At 66.9% G+C, this 24,796-nt stretch carries 19 protein-coding genes; 10 read left to right on the top strand and 9 right to left on the bottom strand.

The window, feature by feature from the left end; translation table 11 throughout:
- Positions 1-75 precede the first annotated feature (75 nt).
- A complete protein-coding gene (locus FEF15_RS17015) occupies positions 76-231 on the bottom strand; it encodes a response regulator (protein WP_163560357.1) in 156 nt (51 codons plus the stop codon).
- Positions 232-289: 58 nt separating this feature from the next.
- Between FEF15_RS17015 and FEF15_RS17010 the strand changes: the two genes are divergently transcribed.
- A complete protein-coding gene (locus FEF15_RS17010) occupies positions 290-808 on the top strand; it encodes a hypothetical protein (protein ID WP_163560356.1) in 519 nt (172 codons plus the stop codon).
- A gap of 9 nt (positions 809-817) precedes the next feature.
- Here FEF15_RS17010 and FEF15_RS17005 read toward each other — a convergent pair whose 3' ends face one another.
- From FEF15_RS17005 to FEF15_RS16990, 4 genes are all read right to left on the bottom strand, one after another.
- Complete coding sequence (locus FEF15_RS17005) at positions 818-1,018, bottom strand: DUF2905 domain-containing protein (RefSeq protein ID WP_163560355.1); 201 nt, start codon at positions 1,016-1,018, stop codon at positions 818-820.
- Between the two features lie 26 nt (positions 1,019-1,044).
- Positions 1,045-4,206 carry an efflux RND transporter permease subunit gene (locus FEF15_RS17000; protein WP_163560354.1) on the bottom strand — a complete coding sequence of 1,054 codons (3,162 nt, stop codon included), beginning with the start codon at positions 4,204-4,206 and terminating at the stop codon, positions 1,045-1,047.
- 13 nt (positions 4,207-4,219) lie between these two features.
- The gene (locus FEF15_RS16995) at positions 4,220-5,281 is read right to left on the bottom strand and encodes an efflux RND transporter periplasmic adaptor subunit (RefSeq protein WP_240454221.1); all 1,062 of its coding nucleotides are present in this window, start codon (positions 5,279-5,281) and stop codon (positions 4,220-4,222) included.
- Between the two features lie 103 nt (positions 5,282-5,384).
- Positions 5,385-8,570 (bottom strand): FAD-binding and (Fe-S)-binding domain-containing protein, encoded by a 3,186-nt coding sequence (locus FEF15_RS16990; protein WP_163560353.1) that lies wholly within the window; start codon positions 8,568-8,570, stop codon positions 5,385-5,387.
- A gap of 184 nt (positions 8,571-8,754) precedes the next feature.
- Between FEF15_RS16990 and serS the strand changes: the two genes are divergently transcribed.
- Entirely contained in the window at positions 8,755-10,032 is a 1,278-nt protein-coding gene (serS, locus tag FEF15_RS16985) for a serine--tRNA ligase (protein WP_163560352.1), read from the top strand.
- A 53-nt stretch (positions 10,033-10,085) separates the two neighbouring features.
- Here serS and FEF15_RS16980 read toward each other — a convergent pair whose 3' ends face one another.
- Positions 10,086-10,844, bottom strand: a complete 759-nt coding sequence (locus tag FEF15_RS16980; RefSeq protein ID WP_163560351.1) for an SIMPL domain-containing protein — start codon at positions 10,842-10,844, stop codon at positions 10,086-10,088.
- A gap of 202 nt (positions 10,845-11,046) precedes the next feature.
- Here FEF15_RS16980 and FEF15_RS16975 point away from each other — a divergent pair, with 202 nt between their 5' ends.
- Complete coding sequence (locus FEF15_RS16975; protein ID WP_163560350.1) at positions 11,047-12,159, top strand: AI-2E family transporter; 1,113 nt, start codon at positions 11,047-11,049, stop codon at positions 12,157-12,159.
- Positions 12,160-12,214: 55 nt separating this feature from the next.
- Here FEF15_RS16975 and trxA read toward each other — a convergent pair whose 3' ends face one another.
- Entirely contained in the window at positions 12,215-12,538 is a 324-nt protein-coding gene (gene trxA, locus FEF15_RS16970; RefSeq protein WP_163560349.1) for a thioredoxin, read from the bottom strand.
- Positions 12,539-12,788: 250 nt separating this feature from the next.
- Here trxA and cysB point away from each other — a divergent pair, with 250 nt between their 5' ends.
- A complete protein-coding gene (cysB, locus tag FEF15_RS16965; protein ID WP_163560348.1) occupies positions 12,789-13,760 on the top strand; it encodes an HTH-type transcriptional regulator CysB in 972 nt (323 codons plus the stop codon).
- A 65-nt stretch (positions 13,761-13,825) separates the two neighbouring features.
- Here cysB and FEF15_RS16960 read toward each other — a convergent pair whose 3' ends face one another.
- Both FEF15_RS16960 and pabB read right to left on the bottom strand, forming a co-directional pair.
- Positions 13,826-14,446 carry a phosphoadenosine phosphosulfate reductase family protein gene (locus tag FEF15_RS16960; RefSeq protein ID WP_163560347.1) on the bottom strand — a complete coding sequence of 207 codons (621 nt, stop codon included), beginning with the start codon at positions 14,444-14,446 and terminating at the stop codon, positions 13,826-13,828.
- A 113-nt stretch (positions 14,447-14,559) separates the two neighbouring features.
- Positions 14,560-15,960: an aminodeoxychorismate synthase component I gene (gene pabB, locus FEF15_RS16955; RefSeq protein ID WP_163560346.1), complete on the bottom strand. Its 1,401-nt coding sequence runs from the start codon at positions 15,958-15,960 to the stop codon at positions 14,560-14,562.
- A gap of 233 nt (positions 15,961-16,193) precedes the next feature.
- Between pabB and FEF15_RS16950 the strand changes: the two genes are divergently transcribed.
- The 6 genes from FEF15_RS16950 to prpD all read left to right on the top strand — a co-directional run bounded on the left by FEF15_RS16950 (position 16,194) and on the right by prpD (position 24,488).
- Positions 16,194-16,904 (top strand): GntR family transcriptional regulator, encoded by a 711-nt coding sequence (locus FEF15_RS16950; RefSeq protein ID WP_163560345.1) that lies wholly within the window; start codon positions 16,194-16,196, stop codon positions 16,902-16,904.
- 29 nt (positions 16,905-16,933) lie between these two features.
- On the top strand, positions 16,934-17,824 hold the full coding sequence (gene prpB / locus FEF15_RS16945; RefSeq protein ID WP_163560344.1) for a methylisocitrate lyase: 891 nt from the start codon (positions 16,934-16,936) through the stop codon (positions 17,822-17,824).
- Between the two features lie 59 nt (positions 17,825-17,883).
- A complete protein-coding gene (gene prpC / locus FEF15_RS16940; RefSeq protein WP_163560343.1) occupies positions 17,884-19,011 on the top strand; it encodes a 2-methylcitrate synthase in 1,128 nt (375 codons plus the stop codon).
- 80 nt (positions 19,012-19,091) lie between these two features.
- Positions 19,092-21,719, top strand: coding sequence for a Fe/S-dependent 2-methylisocitrate dehydratase AcnD (gene acnD, locus FEF15_RS16935; protein WP_163560342.1), 2,628 nt, complete (start codon positions 19,092-19,094; stop codon positions 21,717-21,719).
- Positions 21,716-22,894 (top strand): 2-methylaconitate cis-trans isomerase PrpF, encoded by a 1,179-nt coding sequence (gene prpF / locus FEF15_RS16930; protein WP_163560341.1) that lies wholly within the window; start codon positions 21,716-21,718, stop codon positions 22,892-22,894. Before acnD ends, prpF begins: the two co-directional genes overlap by 4 nt.
- Positions 22,895-23,003: 109 nt before the next feature.
- Positions 23,004-24,488, top strand: coding sequence for a 2-methylcitrate dehydratase (prpD, locus tag FEF15_RS16925; protein WP_163560340.1), 1,485 nt, complete (start codon positions 23,004-23,006; stop codon positions 24,486-24,488).
- Positions 24,489-24,796 lie beyond the last annotated feature (308 nt).

The following is a 24,796-nucleotide window of genomic DNA, read 5'->3' as shown; positions in this document are numbered from 1 at the left end:
CCTGAGAAGTGGGAAGCCTCGCCCGTGGCGCGTCAGCGCTTAGGGCGGGGAGCAGTCACTGCCCTGGGCTTCATGTCAGCCCCCAGCGCGCCAGACGTCGATCGAAGACCTCGCCCAGCTCGGTTGGCTCCGATAGCCTTTGCCTTCCAGAAGCCCGGATATCTGGCCGTTCAGCGTGTAGTCGTCCTCGACGACCAGCACGCGCGGCCGGCGATGGGTGACTGAGGCCATGGCTCGTCCATTTGTGTGAAAATGAGCGTGCATCCCACCCACACAGGAGACAACGCACTTGACCAAGGGAACAAGCCAGTTCGTTGGAGCGGCAGGGCAGTATTACGTGTGCTATGAACTCGCGCGGCGGGGCATTCACGCCAGCTTGACGGTGGGCAATGCACCGGCAGTGGATATCGTGGCTGCCAGGGCCGATGGTTCCCGCAGCCTTTCGATTCAGGTCAAGACATCGCGCAGCGCCTATCGCCGGCGGCGCTATGGGCGCGAAGGCTGCGAGTGGGACGTGGGCGCCGGCGTGATCGGCAAGCACAGCCCGACGCTCTGGTATGCGCTGGTGGATCTGCAGAAGCCTAGCGGCCAGCCGCGCGTTTTCATCGTGCCCTCGTTCTGGGTGTCGGAGTTCGTGCTGCCTTCCTTCAGCCGCAAGGTGTTCTTCCTACCCGCCACGGCCTGGGAGCTGACGGAAGCGCGCTGGGATCGCCTGGTGGCGTGTCTGGATGGCGAGCCGGAGAGTGACGGCTTCGCCACCCACTGGCCCGCGGACAGGCTGGTTCGCTGGGGCGTTTCCAACTCTTGATCGCCGCCCTCAGCGATTGAACAGCCACAGCACCGCGGAGATCGCCACGCTTACCAGAATCATCGTTGTGATCGGAAAGTAGAACGAGAAGTTCTCACGGCGAATGACGATGTCGCCGGGCAGCTGGCCCAGCGGCAGCTTGGAGAGCCAAGGCCAGAGCAGGCCGGCGGCGACGATGGCGAGGCCGATGATGATCAGGGTGCGGGACATGGGCGTAATTTCCTCGAGCGTCGAACTCATTGCTGCTTCAAGGGACCGTGCCGGCGGCGGCCGGTCCGCGAGAGCAGCGTGACGGTGAGCGCCGGCAGGAAGGTCACCGTCACGAAGGCGGTGCCGAGCAGGCCGAACAGCACGATGGCGCCCACGCCGCGGTAGAGTTCGGTGCCTTCGCCGGGCAGGAAGACCAGTGGCGAGAGCCCGCCGATGGTGGTCAGGGTAGTCATGGCGATGGGGCGCAGGCGGCTGGCCACGGCGTCGCGCACCGCCTGGCGCACGTCGGCGGTGGCCTCGCGCAGGTTCTCTCGGGCCTGGTGGACGACCAGGATGGGGTTGTTGACCACCGTGCCCATCAGGATCACAAAGCCCAGCATGGTGATCATGTCGAAGGGCTGGCGAATCTCGGCAAGCCCGATAGTGGGCAGCCAGCCGCCCACCAGGTTCATCAGCGCCAGGCCGACGATGCCCCCGGCCGCCCCCAGCGGCACGGTGGCGAGGATCAGCAGCGGATAGCCCCAGTGGGCGAAGATCGCTACCAGCAGCAGATAGACGATGACCAGGGCGATCAGGCCGTTGTCCATCAGCGAGGCGCGGGTGGCATCCAACTGGTCCCCGGCGCCGGTGAGGGTGACGTCGATGTGCCCCGGCAGCTCGCCCGAGGCGCGCAGCGGCTCGATCACCTCGCGGTTGACCCGTTCGATGCCCGTTTCCAGGGGCACGTCGCGCGAAGGGATGATGTCGAGGGTCACGCTGCGCCGGCCATCCACGCGGCGCAGGGTGGCGGTGGCGACGGTCTCGCGAATCTCCGCAAGGCTACCCAGCGGCACCGTGACCCCGATGGGCGTGTGCACCGGCAGGTCGACAAGGTCGTCCAGGTCGCTGTTGCCGACACCGTTTCCGTAGCCATAGAGGTCGATCTTCTGGTCCTCGAGGTAGAAGTCGTCGAGATAGGCGCCGTCGGTCAGGGCGGCCACGGTGGTGCCGAGTTGCTCGGCATCCAGCCCCAGCTCGGCGGCCCGGTCCCAGTCCGGGTGCACCTCGATCAGGGGCTGGCTCAGGTCCAGCGCCGAGGGGCGCGACTGGATGCGCGGGTTGTCGAAAACCGACCGGGCGCGCTCGTAGAGCCGGTTGGCGGCCGCGTAAAGCTCGGCGAGGTCGTTGCCGGCGATGTCCAGGGTGATGCTGCGCGTGCCGGCGTCGTTGCTCGAGATGATCGAGCCGCGGGCAGCGAAGGCGCGCATGTCGGGGTAGGCCTCGAAGCGCTCGGTCAAGGCGTTCATCAGCGCCTCGATATGATCCGGGTCGCGGGTCTCGGCGATGATCCGCAGGCTCTGCGCCTCGACCTGGAGGCCCATGGTTCGCATGGCGGGAATCTCGCTGCGGCCCTCGTCGAAGTCGCTGGGGTCGGCGCCAACATGAGGCAGTAGCTCGGCCTGAATCTCTTCGGCGATGGCCGTCATGGTCGAGAGGTTATAGCTCGCCGGGGCGTTCATGCTGGCGAAGGTCTTGGCCTCTTCGCCCTCCGGCAGGTAGGCCGCCGGTGGCGTCAGCCAGATCAGGATCGCCAGGCCGCCGCCGATCGCCATGGCCATAGCCGCCCCGCGCCGCACAGCGGAGGCGATCAGCGCATCGACCAGGCGCAGGGCGCCGCGTATCCAGCGTGGCGCCCGGCTCTCGCCGGGCGAGGTGCGGCCGTGGAAGTCGATGCGGGCGCCCAGCGCCGGGATCACGGTGATGGCCACGACCATCGAGGCGAGGATCGAGGTCGAGATGGCCACGGCGATGTCGGAGTAGAGCTGCCCGGCTTCCTCCTCGATGAAGAAGATCGGCACGAACACCAGTACGGTGGTTAGGGTGGAGGCGAGCACCGCCGGCCACACCTGCTTGACGCCCGCCAGGGCGGCCTCGAAGCGCTGAAGGCCGCGACGCCGCTGGGTTTCGATGCTCTCCAGCACCACGATGGTGTTGTCGATGGTCATGCCGATGGCGAAGGCGACGCCGGCCAGCGAGATCACGTTGAGGGTGCGCCCGGCCAGCAGCAGCCCCAGGAAGGCGGCGATCGTACAGATGGGGATGCCGATGACGCCGGCAAAGGTGGCCCGCAGTGAGCGTAGGAAGGCGAACATCACCAGGGTGGCGAACAGCGCCCCCAGGCCGAGGTTGGTCCAGACGTTGGCGATCGAGGCCTCGACATAACGGGCGTCGTCGCTGGAGAGCGTCATGTGCAGGCCCTGCTCGGCGAACAGGCCCTCGTTGAGCGAGGCGACCTCGGTCAGCATGCGCCGCTTGATGTCGATGACGTTGGAGCCCGGCTCGCGGCGCACCTGCACGCTAAGCACGGGATCGCCGTTGCCGTCGAAGGAGCGTGAGGTGAGCTCGGCGTGGGAGAGGCGCACCTCGGCGACGTCAGCAAGCCGAATCACCGCGTCGCCCCGTCGCGCCAGGATCAGAGAATCGAGCTCGGCAGTGTCCTGGAAGCGCCCCACGGTGCGCAGCAGGTAGCGCCGCTTGCCGCTCTCCAGGTCGCCCCCGGAGACGTCCTGGTTGCGGGCCTGCAGGGCGCGGCGAATGTCGGCGATGCCGAGCGCGTGCTCGGCCAGGGCGTCGGGGTCGAGGAGCAGCTGCATCTGCCGCGCGGCGCCGCCCGAGACGCCGACTTCCGAGACCCCTTCCACGCTTTCCAGGCGCGGGCGGACGTTGTCCTCCAGGTAGTCGCGCAGTGCCGCCATGTCGAGATCGCGAGGGTTGCCGTCGCGTGGGGCCACGTTGAAGTACATGAAGGCGTTGGCCGAGAAGGAGGTGGCGACGATGCGCGGCTGGTCGACGTTGGCCGGATAGGAGGGCACCTGGCTCAGGGCGTTGTTGACGCGAATCAGCGTCTCGGTGAGGTCGATGCCGAAGGGGAAGTCGAGCTCGACCTCGGCCGCGCCGGTGGTGGCGGTGGACTCCATCCGCGCCAGGTTAGGCACGTTGCGCAGGTACTCCTCCTGCTCGAGGAGGATGTCCTTCTCGATGTCCTGGGGCGTGGCGCCGGGCCAGCGCGTCTCGACGCCGATGGTTCGCACCTCCAGGTCGGGAATCATCTGCACCGGAATGCGCCAGATGGCGGCGAGACCCAGCACCAGCAGGATCAGTACCGCGACGCTGACCAGCACGCCGTGACGGATGATGGCCGCGAACATGGAGGCTACTCCTTCAGTCGGTGTCCAGGGCGAGCCGCTGTCCCTCTTCGAGGCGTTCGTTGCCCATCAGGACGACACGCGCACCGGCGGTGACGCCCTGCCGGATGGCGACCTGGCCGTCGTGGCTGTGGCCGGTGACGACGCGACGCTCGCGGGCTTGCCATTCGCCGTTCTCCTCCACGGCCAGCCAGACGCTGATGCTCCCGTCCGGACGGCGGATGAGGGCGTCGCGGGGCACCACCGGGCCCCGTTCATCCCTGAGCAGCAGGCGCCCTTGAACGGCCATGCCCGGTAGCATGGCCGGGGCCTCGTCGAGCGTGGCACGCAGCAGGAACTGGCGGGAGGCGCCGTCGTCGAGAGGTACCCGGGCAATAGGGCGCGCCACCTGCCATGCTTCGTGACCCGGCAGCCGCACCTCGAGCTCGGCCTCGTCGAGGCGGTGATAGAGGGTGAGCGGGGCGGCGAAATCGAGGGTCAAGCTGTCGAGGTCGATCAGCGTCAGCAGGGGCGTCCCGGGGCTCGCCCACTCACCGATGGCCACGTCGCGCTGGGTGAGCATGCCGGCAAAGGGGGCGCGCAGGCGGTGGCGCGCAACGCGGGCCTCGAGTCGCTCCTTTTCGGCGCGGCGACGCTCCAGTACCGCCTCGGCCATGGCAACATCGGTCTCGCGCTGGCTCAGCTCGCTGCGAGAGAGGTTGCGGCCCTCAGCCAGTTGCCTGCCCTCAGTGAGCCGGCGTCGTGCATTGTTCAGCGCCGCCTGTGCCTCGCTGACGTCCGCTTCGGCGCTTCTCGCCTGAAGGGCGATCTCCTCGGCATCGATGGCCAGCAGCAGGTCACTTGCCTGCACGCGCTCGCCGAGCGCGACCGGCAGTTCGGTGATGCGCCCCGCGACATCGCTGGAGAGGTGGGCGGTGCGCGGCGCCGTGACGCTGCCGTTGAGGTCGATCGTCTCCACGATGGCGCGCGCCTCGACCCGGGCGGTGGTGACGCGGGCCTCCTGGGCTGGCAGCGGGGCGGCGAGCCCGAGCAGCAGGGGCAGGCTGGCCATCCAGCGCATGGCACGCAATCTCGACACAAACGGCTCCCTGTCGGGTGATTCGGTCTCGCTAACGGCCCTCTGCTCGCCCGTTGCGCCCCGGCCATCGGCGGTGCATTCCGTCGGCGGTGGCATGCGTGGCTCAAGCCTGGGCGATGCGCAGCTGCTGCAACAGCCCCTGCAGCGGGTGGGGCAGCGCGGTGTCGGAGAGGCGCTTGGCCTGGCTGCGGCAGGAGTAGCCGGTGGCGAGCAGGCGGCCGACGTTGGTGTCGTCCTCCACCACCGGCTGCCACGACTGGGCGTAGATAGTCTTCGAGGTCTCGCGGTTTCTGGCCTCGTGGCCGTAGGTGCCGGACATGCCGCAGCAGCCGGTGGCCACCAGTTCGAGCTCCAGGCCGAAGGCGGCGAACACCTGCTGCCAGGCGCTGGGCGAGCCCGGGGCGGTGGTCTTCTCGGTGCAGTGGGCGAGCAGCTTGAAGTCGGGGTCGTCGAGCGTCAGGCCGTTCGGCGCGAGTTGTCGGGCCAGGGTCGGTGACTGGGTGACCAGCCACTCCTGCAGCATCAGCACCTCGGGCACGGCGTCGGCGCCCAGGGCGTGCACGTACTCCTGGCGGTAGGTCAGGGTCATCGCCGGGTCGATGCCCACCAGGGGCACGCCGAACTCGGCCAGGGTACGCAGGCGCTCGGCCTGTTTCTCGGCGGTGCGCTCGAAGGCGCCGAGAAAGCCCTGGACGTTGAGCGGCTTGCCGTTGGGAGAAAAGGGGGCGACGAACACCCGCACGTCGAGGCGCGCGAGAAACTCGACGATGTCCATCACCAGCCGGGCCTCGTAGAAGCTGGTGAAGGCGTCTTGAACGAGCACCACGCTTCGGGCCTTCTGCGGCTCGGTGAGCAGGCCGAGCGAGGTGGGCGTGGCCTCGGCGACGCCCCAAGCGCGCAGTTGCTTCTGGAGACTGGCGCGCGACAGGCGCGGCGTGTCGACCAGGCCCATCGGGCCGGCCATCAGGCGCTCGACCAGGCGGTTGCCCAGCGCCGCGTTGTAGAGCGGCGCGACGCGGGCAAGCGCCGGCATGAGGAACTCCAGGCCGCCGATCAGGTAGTCGCGCAGCGGGCGCAGGTAGCGGCCGTGGTAGACCTCGAGGAAGCGCGCGCGCGAGTCGGGCACGTTGACCTTGACCGGGCACTGGCCGGCGCAGGACTTGCAGGCGAGGCACCCCGCCATGGCGTCATACACTTGGTGGGAGAAGTCCGCCTCGCCGCGCCGCCTGGCCAGGGTGTTGCGGAGACGCAGCGGGAAGTCCCTGACGAAGCCCCAGGCGCCCTCGGCCTTCTTCTTGCGCGACTCCTCCACCAGGTCGATGCCGGCCGCCTCCTGCTGGCGCAGCCATTCGCGGATCAGGCTGGCGCGCCCCTTGGGCGAATGGATGCGCTCGCGGGTGGCCTTCCACGAGGGGCACATGGCGTCATTGGGGTCGTAGTTGTAGCAGGCGCCATTGCCGTTGCAGTAGACGGTGGCGGCGTGGGCCTGCCAGACCCGTTCGTCGATGGTGCGGTCGAGCAGGCCGCGGGTGGGCACGCCATCGATGGTGAGCAGCCCCGGGTCGACCCACTTGACGGTTTCTTCGGCCGCAGTATCGGTCGCTCCCGCAGTATCGGGCGAGATAGAGGCATTGCCCGCGGCTTCGGGCGGGGTCGAGAGCGGCGTCGCGATCTTGCCGGGGTTCAACTGGTTGTGGGGGTCGAAGGCCGCCTTGACCCGCTGCAGGCTGGGGTAGAGCGCGCCGAAGAACTGGGGCGCGTACTCGGAGCGCACGCCCTTGCCGTGCTCGCCCCACAACAGTCCGTGGTACTTGCGGGTGAGTTCGGCGACCTCGTCGGAGACCTCGCGGATCAGCCTCTCCTGCTGCGGGTCCTTCATGTCGATGGCCGGGCGCACGTGCAGCACCCCGGCGTCGACGTGGCCGAACATGCCGTAGGCAAGGCCGCGGGCGTCGAGCAGGGCGCGAAACTCGCTGATGAAGTCCGCCAGGTGCTCCGGCGGCACCGCGGTGTCCTCGACGAAGGGAATGGGGCGCTTCTCGCCCTGGACGTTGCCCAATAGGCCCACGGCGCGCTTGCGCATGGCGTAGACCTTCTGGATCTGCGGCCGGCCCTCGGCCCGGGTGTAGCCGAGGCGCTCAACGCTCGAGTCACTCTCCAGGTGGCGGCAGAAGGCGGCGACCCGCTCGGCGAGCCGCTCGGGGTCGTCGTCATTGAACTCGATCAGGTTGATGCCGTGGACGGGCGTCTCCCCGTCGGGAAAGAACTCGGCGACGCTGTCCCAGACGAAGTCCTCACGGGCCAGGCCGAGCACGGTGTCGTCCACCGTCTCGATGGAGGTGGGCCTGGCCGAACTGGCCATCAGCGCCTTGGCGTCGCGAAGGGCGTCCATGAAGCCGGCGTAGCGCACGTTGACCAGCGTCGAGTGCTGGGGAATCGGCAGCACGTTGAGCACGGCTTCGTCGAGAAAGCCCAGCGAGCCCTCCGAGCCGCACAGCAGGCTGTTCATATCGAGACGGCCTTCTGCATCCCTCAAGTGCGCCAGGTCGTACCCGGTCAGGCAGCGGTTTAGCGGCGGGAAGGTGGCGGCGATCTGCTCGGCCTGGGTGTCGACGATCTCGCGGGCGGTGCGGTAGGCCTGGCCGGTGACGTCGTCGCGCTGGCACAGCGTCTCGAGCTCATCCGCGCCGACCGGGCGGCTGGTGAGCCGCTCGCCGCCGAGCAGCAGCACGTCGAGCTCGAGCACGTGGTCGCGGGTCTTGCCGTACTCGCAGCTGCCCTGGCCGCTGGCGTCGGTGGAGATCATGCCGCCAATGGTGGCGCGGTTGGAGGTGGAGAGCTCCGGCGCGAAGAAGAGCCCGTGGGGCTTCAGGGCAGCGTTGAGCTGGTCCTTGACCACCCCGGCCTGGACGCGTACGCGGCGGTTGTCGACGTCGATGTCGAGGATGGCGTTCATGTGCTTGGAGACGTCCACCACCAGGCCGTTGGTGAGCGACTGGCCGTTGGTGCCGGTGCCGCCACCGCGCGGGGCGAGCACCACCCGGCGGTGCTCCACCTGGCCGGCGAGGTGGGCGATGCGCAACAGGTCGTCGGCGTGCCTGGGGTAGAGCACCGCCTGGGGCAGGCGCTGGTAGATGGAGTTGTCGGTGGCGAGCACCGTGCGGTTGGCGTAGTCGGGGGCAATCTCGCCTTCGAAACCCGCGCTCTTCAGGGCCTCGAGAAAGCGCAGGTAGGGGGCGGCGAGCTGCGTTGCCGGGTCGGCTTGGGCCGTGTCCAGTCGTGCGATCATGGTGTCGTATTCGGTCTTGTCGGCGCCGCCATGGGGCGGGCGCAGCGAAGGGAGTGATGCTACTTTACCGCGCGGGGGCGGTGGTGCGCATCCTGCGCTGTGCGGCGCGTGGCGCCGGTGCGGCCTTTTGCCTACAATGGGCGGCCGTTTTCCCGACTTCACCGACTGCAACGGACCGGATGCCATGCTCGATCCCAAACTGCTGCGCGGCGACCTCGAGCAGGTCGCCCAACGACTGGCCAAGCGGGGCCATGCCCTCGATACCGACCGTCTCGAGACCCTGGAATCCCGGCGTCGCGAACTGCAGGCCGCTACCGAGTCGCTGCAGAACGAGCGCAACACCCGCTCCAAGGCGATCGGCAAGGCCAAGGCGGCGGGCGAGGACATCCAGCCGCTGCTCGATGAGGTGAGCGACCTGGGAGATCGCCTGGATGCGGCCAAGGCGCAGCTGGCCGAGGCGCAGGCCGAGTGGGATGAACTGGTCAGCGGCATTCCCAACCTTCCCCACGAGAGCGTGCCGGAAGGGGAGAGCGAGGCGGAGAACGTCGAACTGCACCGCTGGGGCACGCCGCGTGCGTTCGACTTCAGTGCGCGCGATCACGTCGACCTGGGGGCGCTCACCGGCAATCTCGACTTCGACCTGGCGGCCAAGCTGACCGGGGCACGCTTTGCGGTGATGCGCGGGCCCATCGCGCGGCTGCATCGGGCGCTGACCCAGTTCATGCTCGACACGCAGACCCTCGAGCACGGCTACGAGGAGTGCTACGTCCCCTACATGGTCAACGAGGCGTCGCTCTACGGTACCGGCCAGCTGCCCAAGTTCGGCGAGGACCTGTTCCGCCTCGACGACGAGCGCAGCTACCACCTCATTCCCACCGCCGAGGTGCCGCTGACCAACTTCGCCCGCGACGAGATCCTCGACCACAAGGCACTGCCGGTGCGGCTCACCGCGCACACGCCGTGCTTCCGCAGCGAGGCGGGCTCCCACGGCCGCGACACCCGCGGTATGATCCGCCAGCACCAGTTCGACAAGGTGGAGATGGTGCAACTGGTGGCGCCCGATACGAGCTACGCGGCGCTGGAGGAGATGCGCGGCCACGCCGAGGCGATCCTCCAGGCGCTCGAGCTGCCCTATCGTGTCGTCACCCTCTGCACCGGCGACATGGGCTTCGGCGCGGCCAAGACCTACGACCTGGAGGTGTGGTTGCCGAGCCAGGAAACCTACCGCGAGATCTCCTCGGTCTCCAACTGCGAGGACTTCCAGGCGCGGCGCATGCAGGCGCGTTTCCGCCATCCCGAGCAGAAGAAGCCGCAGCTGCTGCATACTCTCAACGGCTCCGGCCTGGCGGTGGGACGCTGCCTGATCGCGGTGATGGAGAACCACCAGAACGCCGACGGCTCCATCACCGTGCCCGAGGCGCTGCGGCCCTATATGGGCGGGGTCGAGACCCTCAATATCTGACGGTCAGAAGGCTGTCGTCGCGGCGTTCCCGGCGACAGCCCTCCCGCCTGACACTACTCGATTCCCCAGCTCACGCTGACGCCGGCCTCGATATCCAGGGTGCCGGGGCGATATTCCACCGCCGAGGCGCTCTCGCGGGCGTCAGCGCTCATCGCCGCCATACGCGGCTGGAACACCGGCGAGCGGTTCTCGCTCACGCTGATCACCTCGCCGAGGCTCACGCCCAGGGTGTCGGCCATCAGCTGCGCCTTGCGGCGCGCCTTCTCCAACGCCATCACCAGCGCCTCGTCGGTGGCGGCGTCGCGGTCGGCCAGGTCGTAGGTCACCCCGTCCAGCGCATCGACGCCGGCTGCGGTTAGGGCGTCGAGCAGCGCGGGCAGCCGATCCAGCGCCCCCACCTCGACTTCGACCGGACGCTCGAGCCGGGTACGCAGCTGGGGTTCCCCTTCGCCGTCGCCACGGCGGGGTTCGGGCACGTATTCGGGCTGCACTGCCAGCGAGCCGGCGCGGATGGCGTCGGGTTCGACGCCGGCCGCCTCGAGGGCCTGGATCAGCTCGGCGGCACGCTGTTCGAGACGGTTGCGCGCCTCGCGCAGGGCCGCGGGGTCACTCTCGGCCTCGTGTCGGGCCACGGCCGGTGTGTGCTCCCACAGGCGGGCGCTGAGCGTGGCGCGGTTCGGCACCACCTCGAGGCGGGCCTCGGCCTGGACATCGAGGCGCCGCTCCGGTGGCTCCGCCAGCGCCGCCAGCGGGGCGGCCAGGGCGAGCAATACGGTGAGCAGCATCGGACAGGTTCGAGTCTGGCGAAGCATGGCACGCTCCTTGTTGCGGGGTGGTCTACAGAAAAGGCAATGGCGCCGCTTTCGAGGCGTGTGGCCCGGGAAGGTTCCCGGCATGCCGGGTTTGTGCCCGGGCGGTCGAGCCGCCATGATGATCAGAGTCTGTTGCCAGGACACATGGCCAGGACTAGACAGATGGCCGAGACACGATACGTAGCCAAGAAGAGTAAGCCCGATGCGCATGGATGACGACGACGGTCGCAACATACCGCTGAACCTGACCCTGGCGCTGGCGGCGCTGGTCATCATCGTCGCCGGCATGCGTGCCGGGTCGAGCCTGCTGGTGCCACTCATGCTGGCCACCTTCATTACCGTGGTATGTACCGCCCCGGTGCAGTGGCTGCAGCGCCTGGGCCTGAGCCCGCGGCTGGCGGTGTGGCTAACCCTGGTAGTCATCGGCGGGTTGCTGTCGCTGCTTGGCCTGCTGGTAGTCAACAGTTTCGGCACCTTCGTCGATGCCCTGCCGGGCATCGAGCAGAAGCTCTACGACTACTATCTAGGCCTGCTCGACAGGCTGGCCAGCATGGGGCTGGCCATCGACACCAACCGTCTGGCCGAGCTGATCGATGCCGAACAGTTCGGCAGCCAGATTCCCGCGCTGCTGGGTGAGCTCGGCAACCTGCTGATGCAGAGCATCGTCGTGGCCCTGCTGGTGATCTTCCTGTTGTTCGAGACCCTGAACTTTCGCGACAAGCTCTCTCACGCCCTGGCCAACCCCGCGCCGAGCCTGCGTCGCGTGCGCGAGTTCAGCCTGACCCTGAAGCGCTATCTGGCCGTGAAGACCCTGATCAGCCTGGCGACCGGTCTGCTGGTGTGGCTGGCCTGTCTGCTGGTGGGGGCGGATTTCCCCCTGCTGTGGGGCGTGCTCGCCTTTGCCCTCAACTATATCCCCAATATCGGCTCGGCCATGGCGGCGGTTCCGCCCGTGCTGCTGCTGCTGGTCTCGCCGGAGGGCGGCCTGCTGCCGGCGCTGGTGCTGGCGGCGGCCTATCTCGCCATCAACTTCGTGCTCGGCAACCTGGTGGAGCCCAAGGTGATGGGGCGGGCGCTGGGGCTCTCCACCTTCGTGGCCTTCCTCTCGCTGGTGGTGTGGGGCTGGATCTTCGGTGCAGTGGGGATGCTGCTCTCGGTGGTGCTCACCATGACGCTGAAGATCGCCCTGGACAGCCACCCCCAGACGCGTTGGATCGCCCACCTGCTGGGGCCGGGGGAGCGAATTCTGATGGAAGAGGACGAGGGGGTCGAGGTGGCGGACCAGCCGCCGCTCAAGCGGCGCGACGCCAAATAGGTCGGGCCCCGGTGGTTGCCGGGGCCCGGTGCCATGGATGGGGAGGGGGCAGGGGTCAGGCGTTCTGGTCGATGAACTGGGCCAGCTGCGACTTGGACTGGGCACCCACCAAGGAGGCGATCTTGGTGCCGGACTTGAACAGCATCACCGTGGGTACACCACGCACGCCCTGCTCGGCGGCGATTTCCGGGGCATCGTCGACGTTGATGCTGACGACTTTCAGGTCGCCGGTGCGCTCCTCGGCGACTTCATCCACCACCGGGGCCATGACCTTGCAGGGGCCGCACCAGGGTGCCCAGAACTTGAGCAGCACGGGCTTGTCCGCCTTGAGAACTTCCTGCTCGAAGTTGGCATTGGTGACATCGACGTTGTTGGCCATGTGATTCTCCAGTTGCGTTGCGCTGCATCGAGCGAAGGGTTCGGCGTGGAATCACGCCCGGTCGGCAGATGGTAGCGGGCGGTCGGGTTGCTGGCAAATGGGCGGGCCCGGGGAGCCGGCCTGACTCGCACGCTTCTCATATGCTATAAAGTAATCAAGTTCGTATTGAATATTTCCAAAGGGTATTGAGAACGTCCCCAGCCGGCTGGGGCGAGCGCCTCACGAGGGGGCAACGGGAGGCAGTGCATCCATGAAACTACAGCAGCTTCGCTATGTCTGGGAAGTCACGCGCCACAACCTCAATGTCTCGGCCACGGCGCAGAGTCTGTTCACTTCGCAGCCGGGTATTTCCAAGCAGATCCGTCTGCTGGAGGACGAGTTGGGGGTGGAGATCTTCGCCCGCAGCGGCAAGCACCTCACCCGCGTGACGCCGGCCGGCCAGGCTATCGTCGAGCTGGCCGGGCAGGTGTTGCGCCTCACCGAGAACATCAAGGAGGTGGCTCAGGAGCACAGCGACGAGCGGCGCGGCAGCCTGTCGATCGCCACCACTCACACCCAGGCCCGCTATGCCCTGCCTCCGGTGATCCGCGAGTTCACCGGCAAGTATCCCGACGTCGCTCTGCACATGCAGCAGGGCACCCCCAAGCAGATCGCTCAGATGGTCAGCGACGGACAGGCGGATTTCGCCATCTGTACCGAGTCGCTGGAGCTGTTCAACGACTTGGTGCTGCTGCCCTGCTACCGCTGGAACCGCTGCGTGCTGGTGCCGCGCGACCATCCCCTGGCCGCGCTGGAGACTCTGACACTGGAGGCCCTGGCTGCCTATCCGATCGTCACCTATGTGTTCGGCTTCACCGGGCGCTCGCAGCTCGACGACGCTTTTCGTGCCAAGGGGCTTTCGCCCAACGTGGTGCTCACCGCCGCCGATGCCGATGTGATCAAGACCTACGTGCGGCTCGGGCTGGGGGTGGGCATCGTCGCGCACATGGCCGTTGACCCCGCGCTCGACAGCGACCTGGTGGCCCTGGAGGCCGGTCACCTCTTCGAGAGCTCGACCACCAAGATCGGCATCCGCCGCGGTACCTTCATGCGCGGCTACATGTACGACTTCGTCAAGGGCTTCGCCGACCATCTGGAACGCGACCTGGTGGATGCCGCCCTGGAAGCCGGGCCGCGTCACGAGCAGGTGCTGTTCGAGGGTATAGAGCTGCCGGTGCGCTGAGCCTTCGCCGGCCAAGCGACGGCCGCCCGAGCGAGGCTCGGGCGGCCGTCATGCGTTGGAGGGGCTCAGTGCTGCAGGTGCAGCCCGCACTCGCGCTTGGCTTCCACTTTAGTGGGGTCGAAGTAGTCGAACTCGTTGGGCAGGTCGTGTTCCTGCAGGTAGCGATAGAGGTCGCGGGCCGTCCAGTGCAGCAGCGGGGCGACCTTGAGCAGGCCGTCGGCGTTGCGGCTCACCGGCGACATGCGCGCCCGCTCCGGGGTGTCCTCGGCGCGCAGGGCGGTGAACCAGACGTCCGGGGCCATCTCGCGCAGCGCGCGCTGGAAGGGCTCGAGCTTGACCTCCTGGGTGAAGGCGGCGTGGCGCGGGTCGTCGATGCTCGGCATGGCGCCATCCACGGCCTCGCGATGCGCCCGGGTGCGCGTCGGCAGGTAGGTGATGAGGTTGAGTCCGAGACGCTCGACGAGGGCATCGGCGAAGCGGTAGGTGGCCTCGGTGTTGTAGCCGTGGTCCATCCACACCACCGGGATCTCCGGGCGCTGGCGGCTGACCATGTGCAGGATGACCGCCTCGAAGGGCCGGAAGTTGGTGGTGATGAGGGGGCGGTTGCCCTGCGCCAGGGCCCAGCGGATCAGGGCCTCGGGGTCGTGGCCCAGGTCACGGTTGATGACGTCGAGCGATGCTTCCATGGGGACTCCGGGTCGATGCGAACGGATGCGCCTACCCTAGCAAAGCCGCTTGCCAGCGCCCCAATACCGATTCCTTGGAAACTTATAGCCATATCTTATTTTTGACGATCTTTTTATTCCATTGGATGCTGGCTGTCGTCTGCATCTCGCTGGGCCGGCGTGCGGCTTGCGCCCAGGGCATTCATCAGGTGGCGGATCTTGTCCAGGGTTTCGGCATACTCGGGCTCCAGCTGTGAATCCGCGACCAGGCCGCCGCCGCCCCACAGGTGCAGGCGGCCGGCATCGGCCACGGCGGTGCGGATGGCGATCGAGGTGTCCATGTGGCCGCGCACGTCCACGTAGCCCAGGCTGCCGCAGTAGACGCTGCGCTGGCTGGGCTCCAGCTCGTCGATGATCTGCATGGCGCGCACCTTGGGTGCGCCGGTGATCGAGCCGCCGGGGAAGGCGGCGGCCAGCAGGTCGAGGGGGCGCCGGTCGGGGGCCAAGGTGCCGGTCACCACGCTGACCAGATGGTGGACGTTGGCGTAGCTCTCAAGGGCACAGAGCTGCGGCACCGTTACGCTGCCCGGGCGACACACCCGACCCAGGTCGTTGCGCAGCAGATCGACGATCATCACGTTTTCGGCCCGATCCTTGAGGCTCGCCGTCAGTTCCGCGGCCAGCTCTCGATCCTCCTCCGGCGTCTGACCTCGCGGCCGTGTGCCCTTGATGGGGCGCGTCTCGACGCGGCCGTCAGGGTGGCAGTGCAAAAAGCGCTCCGGCGACAGCGAGAGGATCGCCTGCTCGCCCCAAGCCAGGTAGCCGGCGAAAGGCGTGGGCGTGGCGCGGCGCAGGCGCTGGTAGGCCTCCCATAGGTCGCCGCGGAACGGAGCGCTGAAGCGCTGGGCGAGGTTGATCTGATAGCAGTCGCCGGCGCGGATGTAGGCCTGCACGGCGGCGAAGCGGTGGGCGTAGCCGGCATGGTCCATTTCGCCGGCGAACGGGGCCTGAAGCTCGAAGACTTCGCCCGCCGCGGGCGCGGTCGCAAGCCAGCCCTGCACCTCGACGCGGCGGGGCGCGCTGGCCACCAGCCAGCTCTCGCGGCGCTGGTGATCCTGGATCAGCGCCCAGTCGTAGAGCCCCAACCGACTGGCCGGCAGGGCGACGGCAGCGCGGGCCTGGCCTGCCATCGGTTCCAGGGCGCGTCCCAGGTCGTAGGCCCAGTAGCCGATCAGGCCGCCGAGAAAGGGCAACTCGCTGGGTGGTGCCACCAGGTCGAGCTCGTCGAGCAGGGCCTGCTGGGCGGCAAAGGGCGATCCGCCGCGCCACGGCTCGCCGTCCAGCTGGACTTGACCCGCGCTGTCCACCTCGAGCGTGGCACGCGGCTCGGCGCTGAGGATGTCGTAGCGCCCGCCCGGTGCGGCGGGGCGGCCGCTGTCCAGCAGCACGGCGCCGCGCTGCCGGCGCAGGGCAGCGAAATAGCCGAGAGGGTCTTCCCGATAGGGCAGCGGCGTGATCTCGAGTCGTGTGGTCATCGTCGGGCCTTTCAGAGCAGGCGCACCATTCTAGGGGTGTGGCGCGATTTTGTCCTATCCGCCGACGACGCTCGGGCGGGCGGAGTCGCCTGGCGGAAGCGATTGTCGACAGCAAACGCGGGACGGGGTAAGTTGTCTACAACCAAAGGCGTACCTTACGGGCCTCCTGCGTGGTTGACTGCGCAGAAGGCAGTGTCTAAAGTGCTTTCATCCATTAATTGTCGACAATCACTATGAGCTCAGTCGCACCAGAACAGACTTCTCCCGAAGTTCGCACCCTGGCCGAGCGGGTCTTCCAGGAACTGCAGGATGCCATCGTCAGGGGCGAGCTGGCGCCGGGCAGCAAGATCACCGAGCCCGGCCTCTCCAAGAGCTACGGCATTTCCCGCGGGCCGCTGCGCGAGGCGATGCGTCGCCTCGAGGCGCATCGCCTGATCGAGCGGGTGCCTCACGTGGGCGCGCGGGTGGTCAAGCTGTCGATGCAGGAACTGCTCGAGCTCTTCGACGTACGCGAGGCCCTGGAGAGCATGGCGGCTCGCCTTGCCGCCGCGCACATGACCGCCGAGGAGATTGCCGGGCTGCGCGAGGTTCTGGCCCTTCACGAGCGCCAGAGCGACCTGCGCAGCGGCGAGGCCTACTACCAGCGTGAAGGGGATCTGGATTTCCACTACCGCATCGTTCAGGGCAGCCACAATCGCATGCTGGTCACCATGCTGTGCGACGACCTCTATTACCTGGTGCGCCTCTACCGCACCCAGTTCAGCGCCAGCGGTACGCGGCCGCAGCGCGCCTTCGTCGAGCACCATCGCATCGTCGACGCCATCGAGGCGGGCGACGCCGAGCTCGCCGAGCTCTTGATGCGTCGCCACGTGAGCGCCTCGCGGGCCAACGTGGTCGACCGTTACGCCGCGATTCTCGAGCAGCAAGCCGAGGCCACCACCTGAGGCCGGCCGATCAACCAAGGAGCACTGTCATGACCCAACCGACCCCTGGCGCCCGTTTCCGCGCCGCCCTGGAGGCCAACCGGCCGCTGCCCATCGTCGGCACCATCAACGCCTACAGCGCCATGATGGCCGAGCGCGTCGGCCACCAGGCGATCTATCTCTCCGGCGGCGGGGTGGCCAACGCCTCCTTCGGCCTGCCCGACCTGGGCATGACCACCATGAACGACGTGGTGCAGGACGCCCACCGTATCTGTGGGGCCACCGATCTGCCGCTGTTGGTGGATATCGACACCGGCTGGGGTGGGGCCTTCAATATCGCACGCACCGTCAAGGAGATGCAGCGCGCTGGCGTGGCCGCCGTGCACCTGGAGGACCAGGTCGCCCAGAAGCGCTGCGGACATCGCCCCAACAAGGCGATCGTCTCCCAGCAGGAGATGGTGGATCGCGTCAAGGCCGCCGCCGATGCGCGCATCGACCCCGACTTCTATCTGATCGCTCGCACCGACGCCTTCCAGAAGGACGGCCTGGACGCCGCCATCGAGCGCTCCCGGGCGTGCATCGAGGCTGGCGCCGATGCCATCTTCGCCGAGGCGGTGCACACCCTGGACGACTACCGTGCCTTCTGTGAGCGCGTTGATGCCCCGATCCTGGCCAACATCACCGAGTTCGGTGCCACGCCGCTGTTCACACAGGACGAGTTGCGCGAAGCGGGCTGTCGCATGGTGCTCTACCCGTTGTCGGCCTTCCGTGCCATGAACGCCGCGGCGCTCAAGGTCTACCAGAGCATTCACGACAACGGCCATCAGAAAGAGGTGGTCGACATCATGCAGACCCGCGACGAGCTCTACGACTTTCTCAACTACCACGCCTTCGAGCAGAAGCTCGATGCGTTGTTTGCCGAGAAGGGCGGCGACGCCTGATACGCCAGATCATCCCACGATAACGATACGCCAGAGAGTCTGAGACAAGGAGACACGATATGGCTGAGAAAACCGTCAGCAGTACCGGACTGCGTGGCCAGAGCGCCGGCACCACCGCCCTGTGCACCGTCGGCAAGAGCGGCGCCGGCCTGACCTACCGCGGCTTCGACATCAAGGAGCTCGCCGAGAAGGCCAAGTTCGAGGAGGTCGCCTACCTGCTGCTCAAGGGCAAGCTGCCCAATCAGGCCGAACTCGACGCCTACATCACCAAGCTCAAGGGGCTGCGCGGCCTGCCGGCACCGCTCAAGGCCGTGCTCGAGCAGATCCCCGCCGATGCCCACCCCATGGACGTGATGCGCACCGGCGCCTCCATGCTGGGTAACCTCGAGACCGAGGAGAGCTTCGACGAGCAGCAGGACGTCTCCGACCGCCTGCTCGCGGTGCTGCCCTCGATCATCTGCTACTGGTACCGCTACAGCCACGACGGCGTGCGCATCGAGACCGAGACCGACGACGACTCCGTGGGCGGTCACTTCCTGCATCTGCTGCGCGACAAGCCGGCCTCCGAGCTGCATGCCCGGGTGATGAACGTCTCGCTGATCCTCTACGCCGAGCACGAGTTCAACGCCTCGACTTTCACTGCCCGCGTGTGTGCTTCGACGCTTTCCGACATGCACTCCTGCGTGACCGGGGCCATCGGCTCGCTGCGTGGACCGTTGCACGGTGGTGCCAATGAGGCAGCCATGGCCATGATCGAGAACTGGCAGTCGCCGGACGAGGCCGAGCGCGAGATCATGGGCATGCTCGAGCGCAAGGAGAAGATCATGGGCTTCGGGCACGCGATTTACCGCGAGTCCGACCCGCGCAACGCCATCATCAAGAAGTGGTCCAAGCAGCTGGCCGAGGATGTGGGCGACAGCATCCTCTATCCGGTTTCCGAGCGCGTCGAGGCGGTGATGTGGCGCGAGAAGAAGCTGTTCTGCAACGCCGACTTCTTCCATGCCAGCGCCTATTATTTCATGGACATCCCCACCAAACTGTTCACGCCGATCTTCGTGTGTTCGCGCGTCACCGGCTGGTGTGCCCACGTGTTCGAACAGCGCGCCAACAATCGCATCATTCGCCCGAGTGCCGACTATGTCGGGCCCGAGCACAGCGTCTGGGTGCCCATCGAGCAGCGCGACTGATCCGGCCGACTCCTCAGGCGACCCCTTAGGGTCGCCTTTCCTGCCCTGCTTTCGACACCACGCGAAGACATTTCGACGCCATGAATACTGACTATCGTAAACCGCTTCCCGGCACCGAGCTGGACTACTTCGACGTGCGTGCGGCCGTCGAGGATATCCAGCCCGGTGCCTATGACTCCCTTCCCTATACCTCGCGCGTGCTGGCCGAGCAGCTGGTGCGCCGCTGCGAGCCGGCGCTGCTCACCGATTCGCTCAAGCAGCTGATCGAGCGTCGGCGCGACCTGGACTTCCCCTGGTATCCGGCCCGGGTGGTATGCCACGACATCCTCGGCCAGACGGCGTTAGTCGACCTGGCCGGCCTGCGCGATGCCATTGCCGAAAAGGGCGGTGACCCGGCCAAGGTGAACCCGGTGGTGCCGACTCAATTGATCGTCGACCACTCGCTCGCCGTGGAGTGCGGCGGCGATGATCCTAAAGCCTTTGACAAGAACCGCGCCATCGAGGATCGCCGCAACGAAGATCGCTTCCACTTCATCGAGTGGACCAAGACCGCCTTCAAGAACGTCGACGTGATTCCCGCCGGCAACGGCATCATGCACCAGATCAACCTGGAGAAGATGTCGCCGGTGGTGCAGTCTCGCGACGGCGTGGCCTTCCCGGATACCTGCGTGGGTACCGACAGTCACACTCCGCACATCGACTGTCTGGGCGTCATCGCCATCGGCGTGGGCGGTCTCGAAGCGGAGACCGTGATGCTCGGCCGCCCCTCCATGATGCGCCTGCCAGACATCGTCGGCGTCGAGCTCACCGGCAAGCGTCAGCCCGGCATCACCGCCACCGACATCGTGCTGGCGATCACCGAGTTTCTGCGCCAAGAGCGGGTGGTAGGGGCGTACCTCGAGTTCTTCGGCGAAGGGGCCAGTAGCCTGACGATCGGCGATCGCGCCACCATCTCCAATATGACGCCGGAGTATGGTGCCTCCGCGGCGATGTTCTACATCGACGACCAGACCATCGACTATCTTAAGCTCACCGGTCGCGAACCCGAGCAGGTCGAACTGGTCGAGACCTATGCCAAGCAAACCGGCCTGTGGGCCGACAGCCTGACCGGGGCCAAGTACGAGCGGGTGCTGACCTTCGATCTTTCCACCGTGGAACGTAACCTGGCTGGTCCCTCCAACCCGCATCGCCGTCTGCCCACCAGCGCCCTTGCTGAGCGCGGCATCGCCATACCCTCATATAAGGACAGCGACAAGGCCCAGGCGGAGGAGAAGGCGGGCAAGATGCCCGATGGGGCGGTGATCATCGCCGCCATCACCAGCTGCACCAATACCTCCAACCCGCGCAACGTGGTGGCCGCGGGCCTGTTGGCCAAGAAAGCCAACGATCTCGGCCTGGTGCGCAAGCCCTGGGTGAAGTCGTCCTTTGCGCCGGGTTCCAAAGTGGCGCGCCTTTACTTGGAGGAAGCCGGCCTGTTGCCTGAGCTCGAGAAGCTCGGCTTCGGCATCGTCGCCTACGCCTGCACCACTTGCAACGGCATGTCTGGCGCCTTGGATCCCAAGATCCAGCAGGAGATCATCGACCGCGACCTCTATGCCACCGCGGTGCTCTCCGGCAACCGCAACTTCGATGGCCGCATCCACCCCTACGCCAAGCAGGCCTTCCTGGCCTCGCCGCCGCTGGTGGTCGCCTACGCCATCGCCGGCACCGTGCGCTTCGACATCGAAAAGGACGTGCTGGGCACCGACCCGAACGGCAATCCGGTGACGCTCAAGGACCTCTGGCCCTCCGACGAGGAGATCGACGCGATCGTCGGCGAGTTCGTCAAGCCGGAGCAGTTCAAGCAGGTCTACATCCCGATGTTCGACCTGGGCGCCGTGGATGAGGCCAAGAGCCCGCTCTACGACTGGCGTCCGCAGAGCACCTATATCCGTCGGCCGCCCTACTGGGAAGGCAACATGGCAGCGGTGCGTGCGCTGAAAGGGATGCGGCCGCTGGCGATCCTGCCGGACAATATCACCACTGACCATCTGTCGCCGTCCAACGCCATCATGATGGACAGTGCGGCGGGGGAGTACCTGCACAAGATGGGCCTGCCGGAGGAGGACTTCAACTCCTACGCCACCCACCGCGGCGACCATCTCACCGCCCTACGTGCGACGCTGGCCAATCCCAAGCTGTTCAATGAGATGGTGCGGGACGAGAACGGCGAAGTGAGGCAGGGGTCGCTGGCGCGGGTCGAGCCGGAGGGCGAGGTGACCCGCATGTGGGAAGCCATCGAGACCTACATGGAGCGCGGTCAGCCCTTGATCGTCATCGCCGGTGCCGACTATGGCCAGGGCTCGTCGCGGGACTGGGCGGCCAAGGGCGTGGCGCTGGCCGGGGTCGAGGCGATCGTCGCCGAAGGCTTCGAGCGTATCCACCGTACCAACCTGATCGGCATGGGCGTGATGCCGCTGCAGTTCCAGGAAGGCACTACTCGCCACACCCTGCAGCTCGACGGCACCGAGACCTATGATGTCGAGGGCAAGCCGGCGCCGGGCGCCACCCTGGAGCTGGTGATTCACCGCCAGACCGGTGAAGTCGATCGCGTACCGGTGACCTGCCGCCTGGATACCGCCGAGGAGGTGACCGTCTATTCCGCCGGCGGCGTGCTGCAGCGCTTTGCCCAGGACTTTCTCGAGTCCGAGGAGGCCGTCAACGCATGAGCCAGGCTCCCCAGATCCGAATTCCCGCCACCTACATGCGTGGTGGCACCAGCAAGGGCGTGTTCTTTCGCCTTCAGGACTTGCCTGAGGCGGCACGTCAACCCGGCGAGGCCCGGGACAAGTTGCTGCAGCGCGTGATCGGTAGCCCCGATCCCTACCAGAAGCAGATCGACGGCATGGGCGGGGCGACCTCCAGCACCAGCAAGACGGTGATCCTGTCGAAGAGCGAGAGCCCCGACCATGACGTCGACTACCTGTTCGGCCAGGTAGCCATCGACAAGCCCTTCGTCGACTGGAGCGGGAACTGCGGCAACCTCTCGGCGGCAGTGGGCCCCTTCGCCATCAGCAATGGCCTGGTGGATCCCGCGCGCATTCCTGAGAACGGTGTGGTCGAGGTGCGCATCTGGCAGGTCAATATCGGCAAGACGATCGTCGCCCGGGTGCCCATCACGGGCGGCGAGGTGCAGGAGACCGGCGACTTTGAGCTCGACGGCGTGACCTTCCCGGCGGCTGAGATACCGGTGGCCTTCATGGATCCGGCAGACGGCGAGGGGGCGATCTTTCCCACCGGCAATCTGCTCGATGACCTGGAAGTGCCCGGGGTGGGGACCCTCAAGGCGACCCTGATCAATGCCGGTATTCCCACCGTCTTCGTCAATGCTGCCGATATCGGCTACACCGGCACCGAGCTTCAGGAGGCGATCAACGGCGATGCCGCGGCGCTCGCGCGTTTCGAGGCCATTCGCGCCCACGGGGCGCTGCGCATGGGGCTGATCGCGGACGTCGCCGAGGCGGCCAGCCGCCAGCACACGCCCAAGGTCGCCTTCGTGGCGCCGCCGGCGAGCTATACTGCCTCCAGCAGCAAGGCGGTCAGAGCCGAAGACGTCGACCTGCTGGTGCGGGCGCTCTCCATGGGCAAGCTGCACCACGCCATGATGGGCACGGCGGCGGTGGCGATTGGCGCCGCCGCTGCCATCGAGGGCACCCTGGTCAACCAGGCCGCCGGTGGTGGCAAGCGCCACGCCGTCACCTTCGGCCACCCTTCCGGCACCCTGCAGGTGGGTGCCGAGGCGAGCCTCGTCGAGGGGCGCTGGAACATCGACCAGGCCGTGATGAGCCGCAGTGCTCGCGTCCTGATGGAAGGCTTCGTGCGTATCCCGGGCGACAGTTTCTGATCCCATGCCTTGCCTCTATACGCCTCGGATCCTCGGTCCGAGGCGTTTTTCGTTGAGGCACTTTTCTATAGTGAGAGGAACACCTCGAGACCTGCGACAGGAGGACGCCATGAGCACCACCGTGGAAGCCAATGTGCGGCCGGACTATGACGTCGAGCTGCAGAAGATCGCCGATTACGTTCTCGACTACCGCATCGACAGCGACGAGGCATGGGACACGGCCCGGCACTGCCTGATGGACACCCTGGGATGCGGCCTTCTCGCGCTGCGCTTTCCCGAGTGCACCAAGCACCTCGGCCCGCTGGTCGAGGACACCGTGGTGCCCCATGGCGCCCGGGTGCCCGGGACTTCCTTCCGTCTCGACCCGGTCAAGGCCGCCTGGGACATCGGCGCCATCGTGCGCTGGCTCGACTACAACGATACCTGGCTGGCCGCCGAGTGGGGCCACCCGTCCGACAATCTCGGCGCCATCCTTGCCGTGGCCGATCACCTCTCCCAGCAGCGCATCGCGCAAGGTGAGTCGCCGTTGCTGATGCGCGATGTGCTGGAAGCCATGATCATGGCTCACGAGATTCAGGGCGTGCTGGCCCTGGAGAACTCCTTCAATCGGGTGGGGCTCGATCATGTGGTGCTGGTCAAGGTGGCCTCCACCGCGGTGGCTGCGAAGCTGATGGGTGCCGATCGCGAGCAGCTGCTTTCGGCGCTGTCGCATGCCTGGGTCGACGGCCAGAGCCTGCGCACCTACCGCCATGCCCCCAATGCCGGCTCGCGCAAGAGCTGGGCCGCGGGCGATGCCACCTCGCGTGCCGTCCGCCTGGCCGATATCGCCCTGCGTGGCGAGATGGGCATTCCCGGCGTGCTCTCGGCGCCGCAGTGGGGCTTCTACGATGTGCTGTTCGCCAAGACCAACAAGGACCAGCAGATCAAGCCGGAAGCGGAGCGTCGCTTCACCTTCCAGCGCGATTTCGGCAGCTACGTGATGGAGAATATTCTCTTCAAACTCGCCTTCCCGGCCGAGTTCCATGCGCAGACCGCCTGCGAAGCGGCGGTAGCCCTGCATCCGCAGGTCAAGAACCGCCTGGCAGAGATCGATCGCATCGTGCTCACCACCCACGATTCAGCGATTCGCATCATTTCCAAGTCCGGCAAGTTGGCCAACCCCGCCGACCGCGACCACTGCCTGCAGTACATGACCGCCGTGCCGCTGATCTTCGGCAACCTGACCGCCGAGCACTACGAGGACGACTTTCACGCCGCCAACCCGCTCATCGACGAGTTGCGTGATCGAATGGAGGTGGTCGAGGAAGAGCGCTACTCGCGGGATTACTACGACCCAGAGAAGCGCTCCATCGCCAACGCCATTCAGGTGTTTTTCACCGACGGCACGAGCACCGACAAGGTCGAGGTCGAATACCCGATCGGCCATCGCCGGCGCCGTGCCGAAGGGGTGCCGGTGCTCGTCGAGAAGTTTCGGCGCAACCTGGCCACACGCTTTCCGGTCGGGCGCTGCCAGAGAATCCTGGCGCTGTGCCAGGATCGGGCACACCTTGAGGCCACGCCGGTTCACAAGTTTGTCGACCTCTTTGTGATCTGAGAGTGACCGCCGGACGCGTCATGTGCGGCGCTAGCGAAGGGCAGACCGCCTCGGGTGACGTCACAGGCGGTGACGGGGATAATGGTTTGGCGTGATCCGGCGTGATGGTCTATATTTTTTTGATGCGGAGGGCTTGCGCACGGGCGCGCCAATCCGTAAAGTACGCATCCGCTGCCGGCGACGGGCAACGTGGCCAGCGGTGGGAAGAGTGGTAAGTGGTTGTCAAGCCTTGGATTTTTCGACTCGTTTCGCAAAATCCGCCCTTGACGCCCACGGCGGGTTCGGTAGAATGCGCGCCACTCATGTGA

This window comes from Halomonas sp. NO4 (assembly GCF_010994375.1).
GTDB lineage: Bacteria > Pseudomonadota > Gammaproteobacteria > Pseudomonadales > Halomonadaceae > Halomonas.
The sequence above is the reverse complement of the archived record's forward strand: the minus strand, read 5'-3'. Positions and strand labels throughout refer to the sequence as shown.

Bases quoted from the DNA above. Each gene is read 5' to 3' on its own strand.
- FEF15_RS17005 (WP_163560355.1), bottom strand. From the start codon at position 1,018: ATGTCCCGCACCCTGATCATCATCGGCCTCGCCATCGTCGCCGCCGGC.
- acnD (WP_163560342.1), top strand. From the start codon at position 19,092: ATGAATACTGACTATCGTAAACCGCTTCCCGGCACCGAGCTGGACTAC.
- FEF15_RS16950 (WP_163560345.1), top strand. From the start codon at position 16,194: ATGAGCTCAGTCGCACCAGAACAGACTTCTCCCGAAGTTCGCACCCTG.
- serS (WP_163560352.1), top strand. From the start codon at position 8,755: ATGCTCGATCCCAAACTGCTGCGCGGCGACCTCGAGCAGGTCGCCCAA.
- FEF15_RS16975 (WP_163560350.1), top strand. From the start codon at position 11,047: ATGCGCATGGATGACGACGACGGTCGCAACATACCGCTGAACCTGACC.
- prpB (WP_163560344.1), top strand. From the start codon at position 16,934: ATGACCCAACCGACCCCTGGCGCCCGTTTCCGCGCCGCCCTGGAGGCC.
- FEF15_RS16980 (WP_163560351.1), bottom strand. From the start codon at position 10,844: ATGCTTCGCCAGACTCGAACCTGTCCGATGCTGCTCACCGTATTGCTC.
- prpD (WP_163560340.1), top strand. From the start codon at position 23,004: ATGAGCACCACCGTGGAAGCCAATGTGCGGCCGGACTATGACGTCGAG.
- FEF15_RS17015 (WP_163560357.1), bottom strand. From the start codon at position 231: ATGGCCTCAGTCACCCATCGCCGGCCGCGCGTGCTGGTCGTCGAGGAC.
- FEF15_RS16960 (WP_163560347.1), bottom strand. From the start codon at position 14,446: ATGGAAGCATCGCTCGACGTCATCAACCGTGACCTGGGCCACGACCCC.
- cysB (WP_163560348.1), top strand. From the start codon at position 12,789: ATGAAACTACAGCAGCTTCGCTATGTCTGGGAAGTCACGCGCCACAAC.
- FEF15_RS17000 (WP_163560354.1), bottom strand. From the start codon at position 4,206: ATGTTCGCGGCCATCATCCGTCACGGCGTGCTGGTCAGCGTCGCGGTA.
- pabB (WP_163560346.1), bottom strand. From the start codon at position 15,960: ATGACCACACGACTCGAGATCACGCCGCTGCCCTATCGGGAAGACCCT.
- prpC (WP_163560343.1), top strand. From the start codon at position 17,884: ATGGCTGAGAAAACCGTCAGCAGTACCGGACTGCGTGGCCAGAGCGCC.
- prpF (WP_163560341.1), top strand. From the start codon at position 21,716: ATGAGCCAGGCTCCCCAGATCCGAATTCCCGCCACCTACATGCGTGGT.
- trxA (WP_163560349.1), bottom strand. From the start codon at position 12,538: ATGGCCAACAACGTCGATGTCACCAATGCCAACTTCGAGCAGGAAGTT.
- FEF15_RS16990 (WP_163560353.1), bottom strand. From the start codon at position 8,570: ATGATCGCACGACTGGACACGGCCCAAGCCGACCCGGCAACGCAGCTC.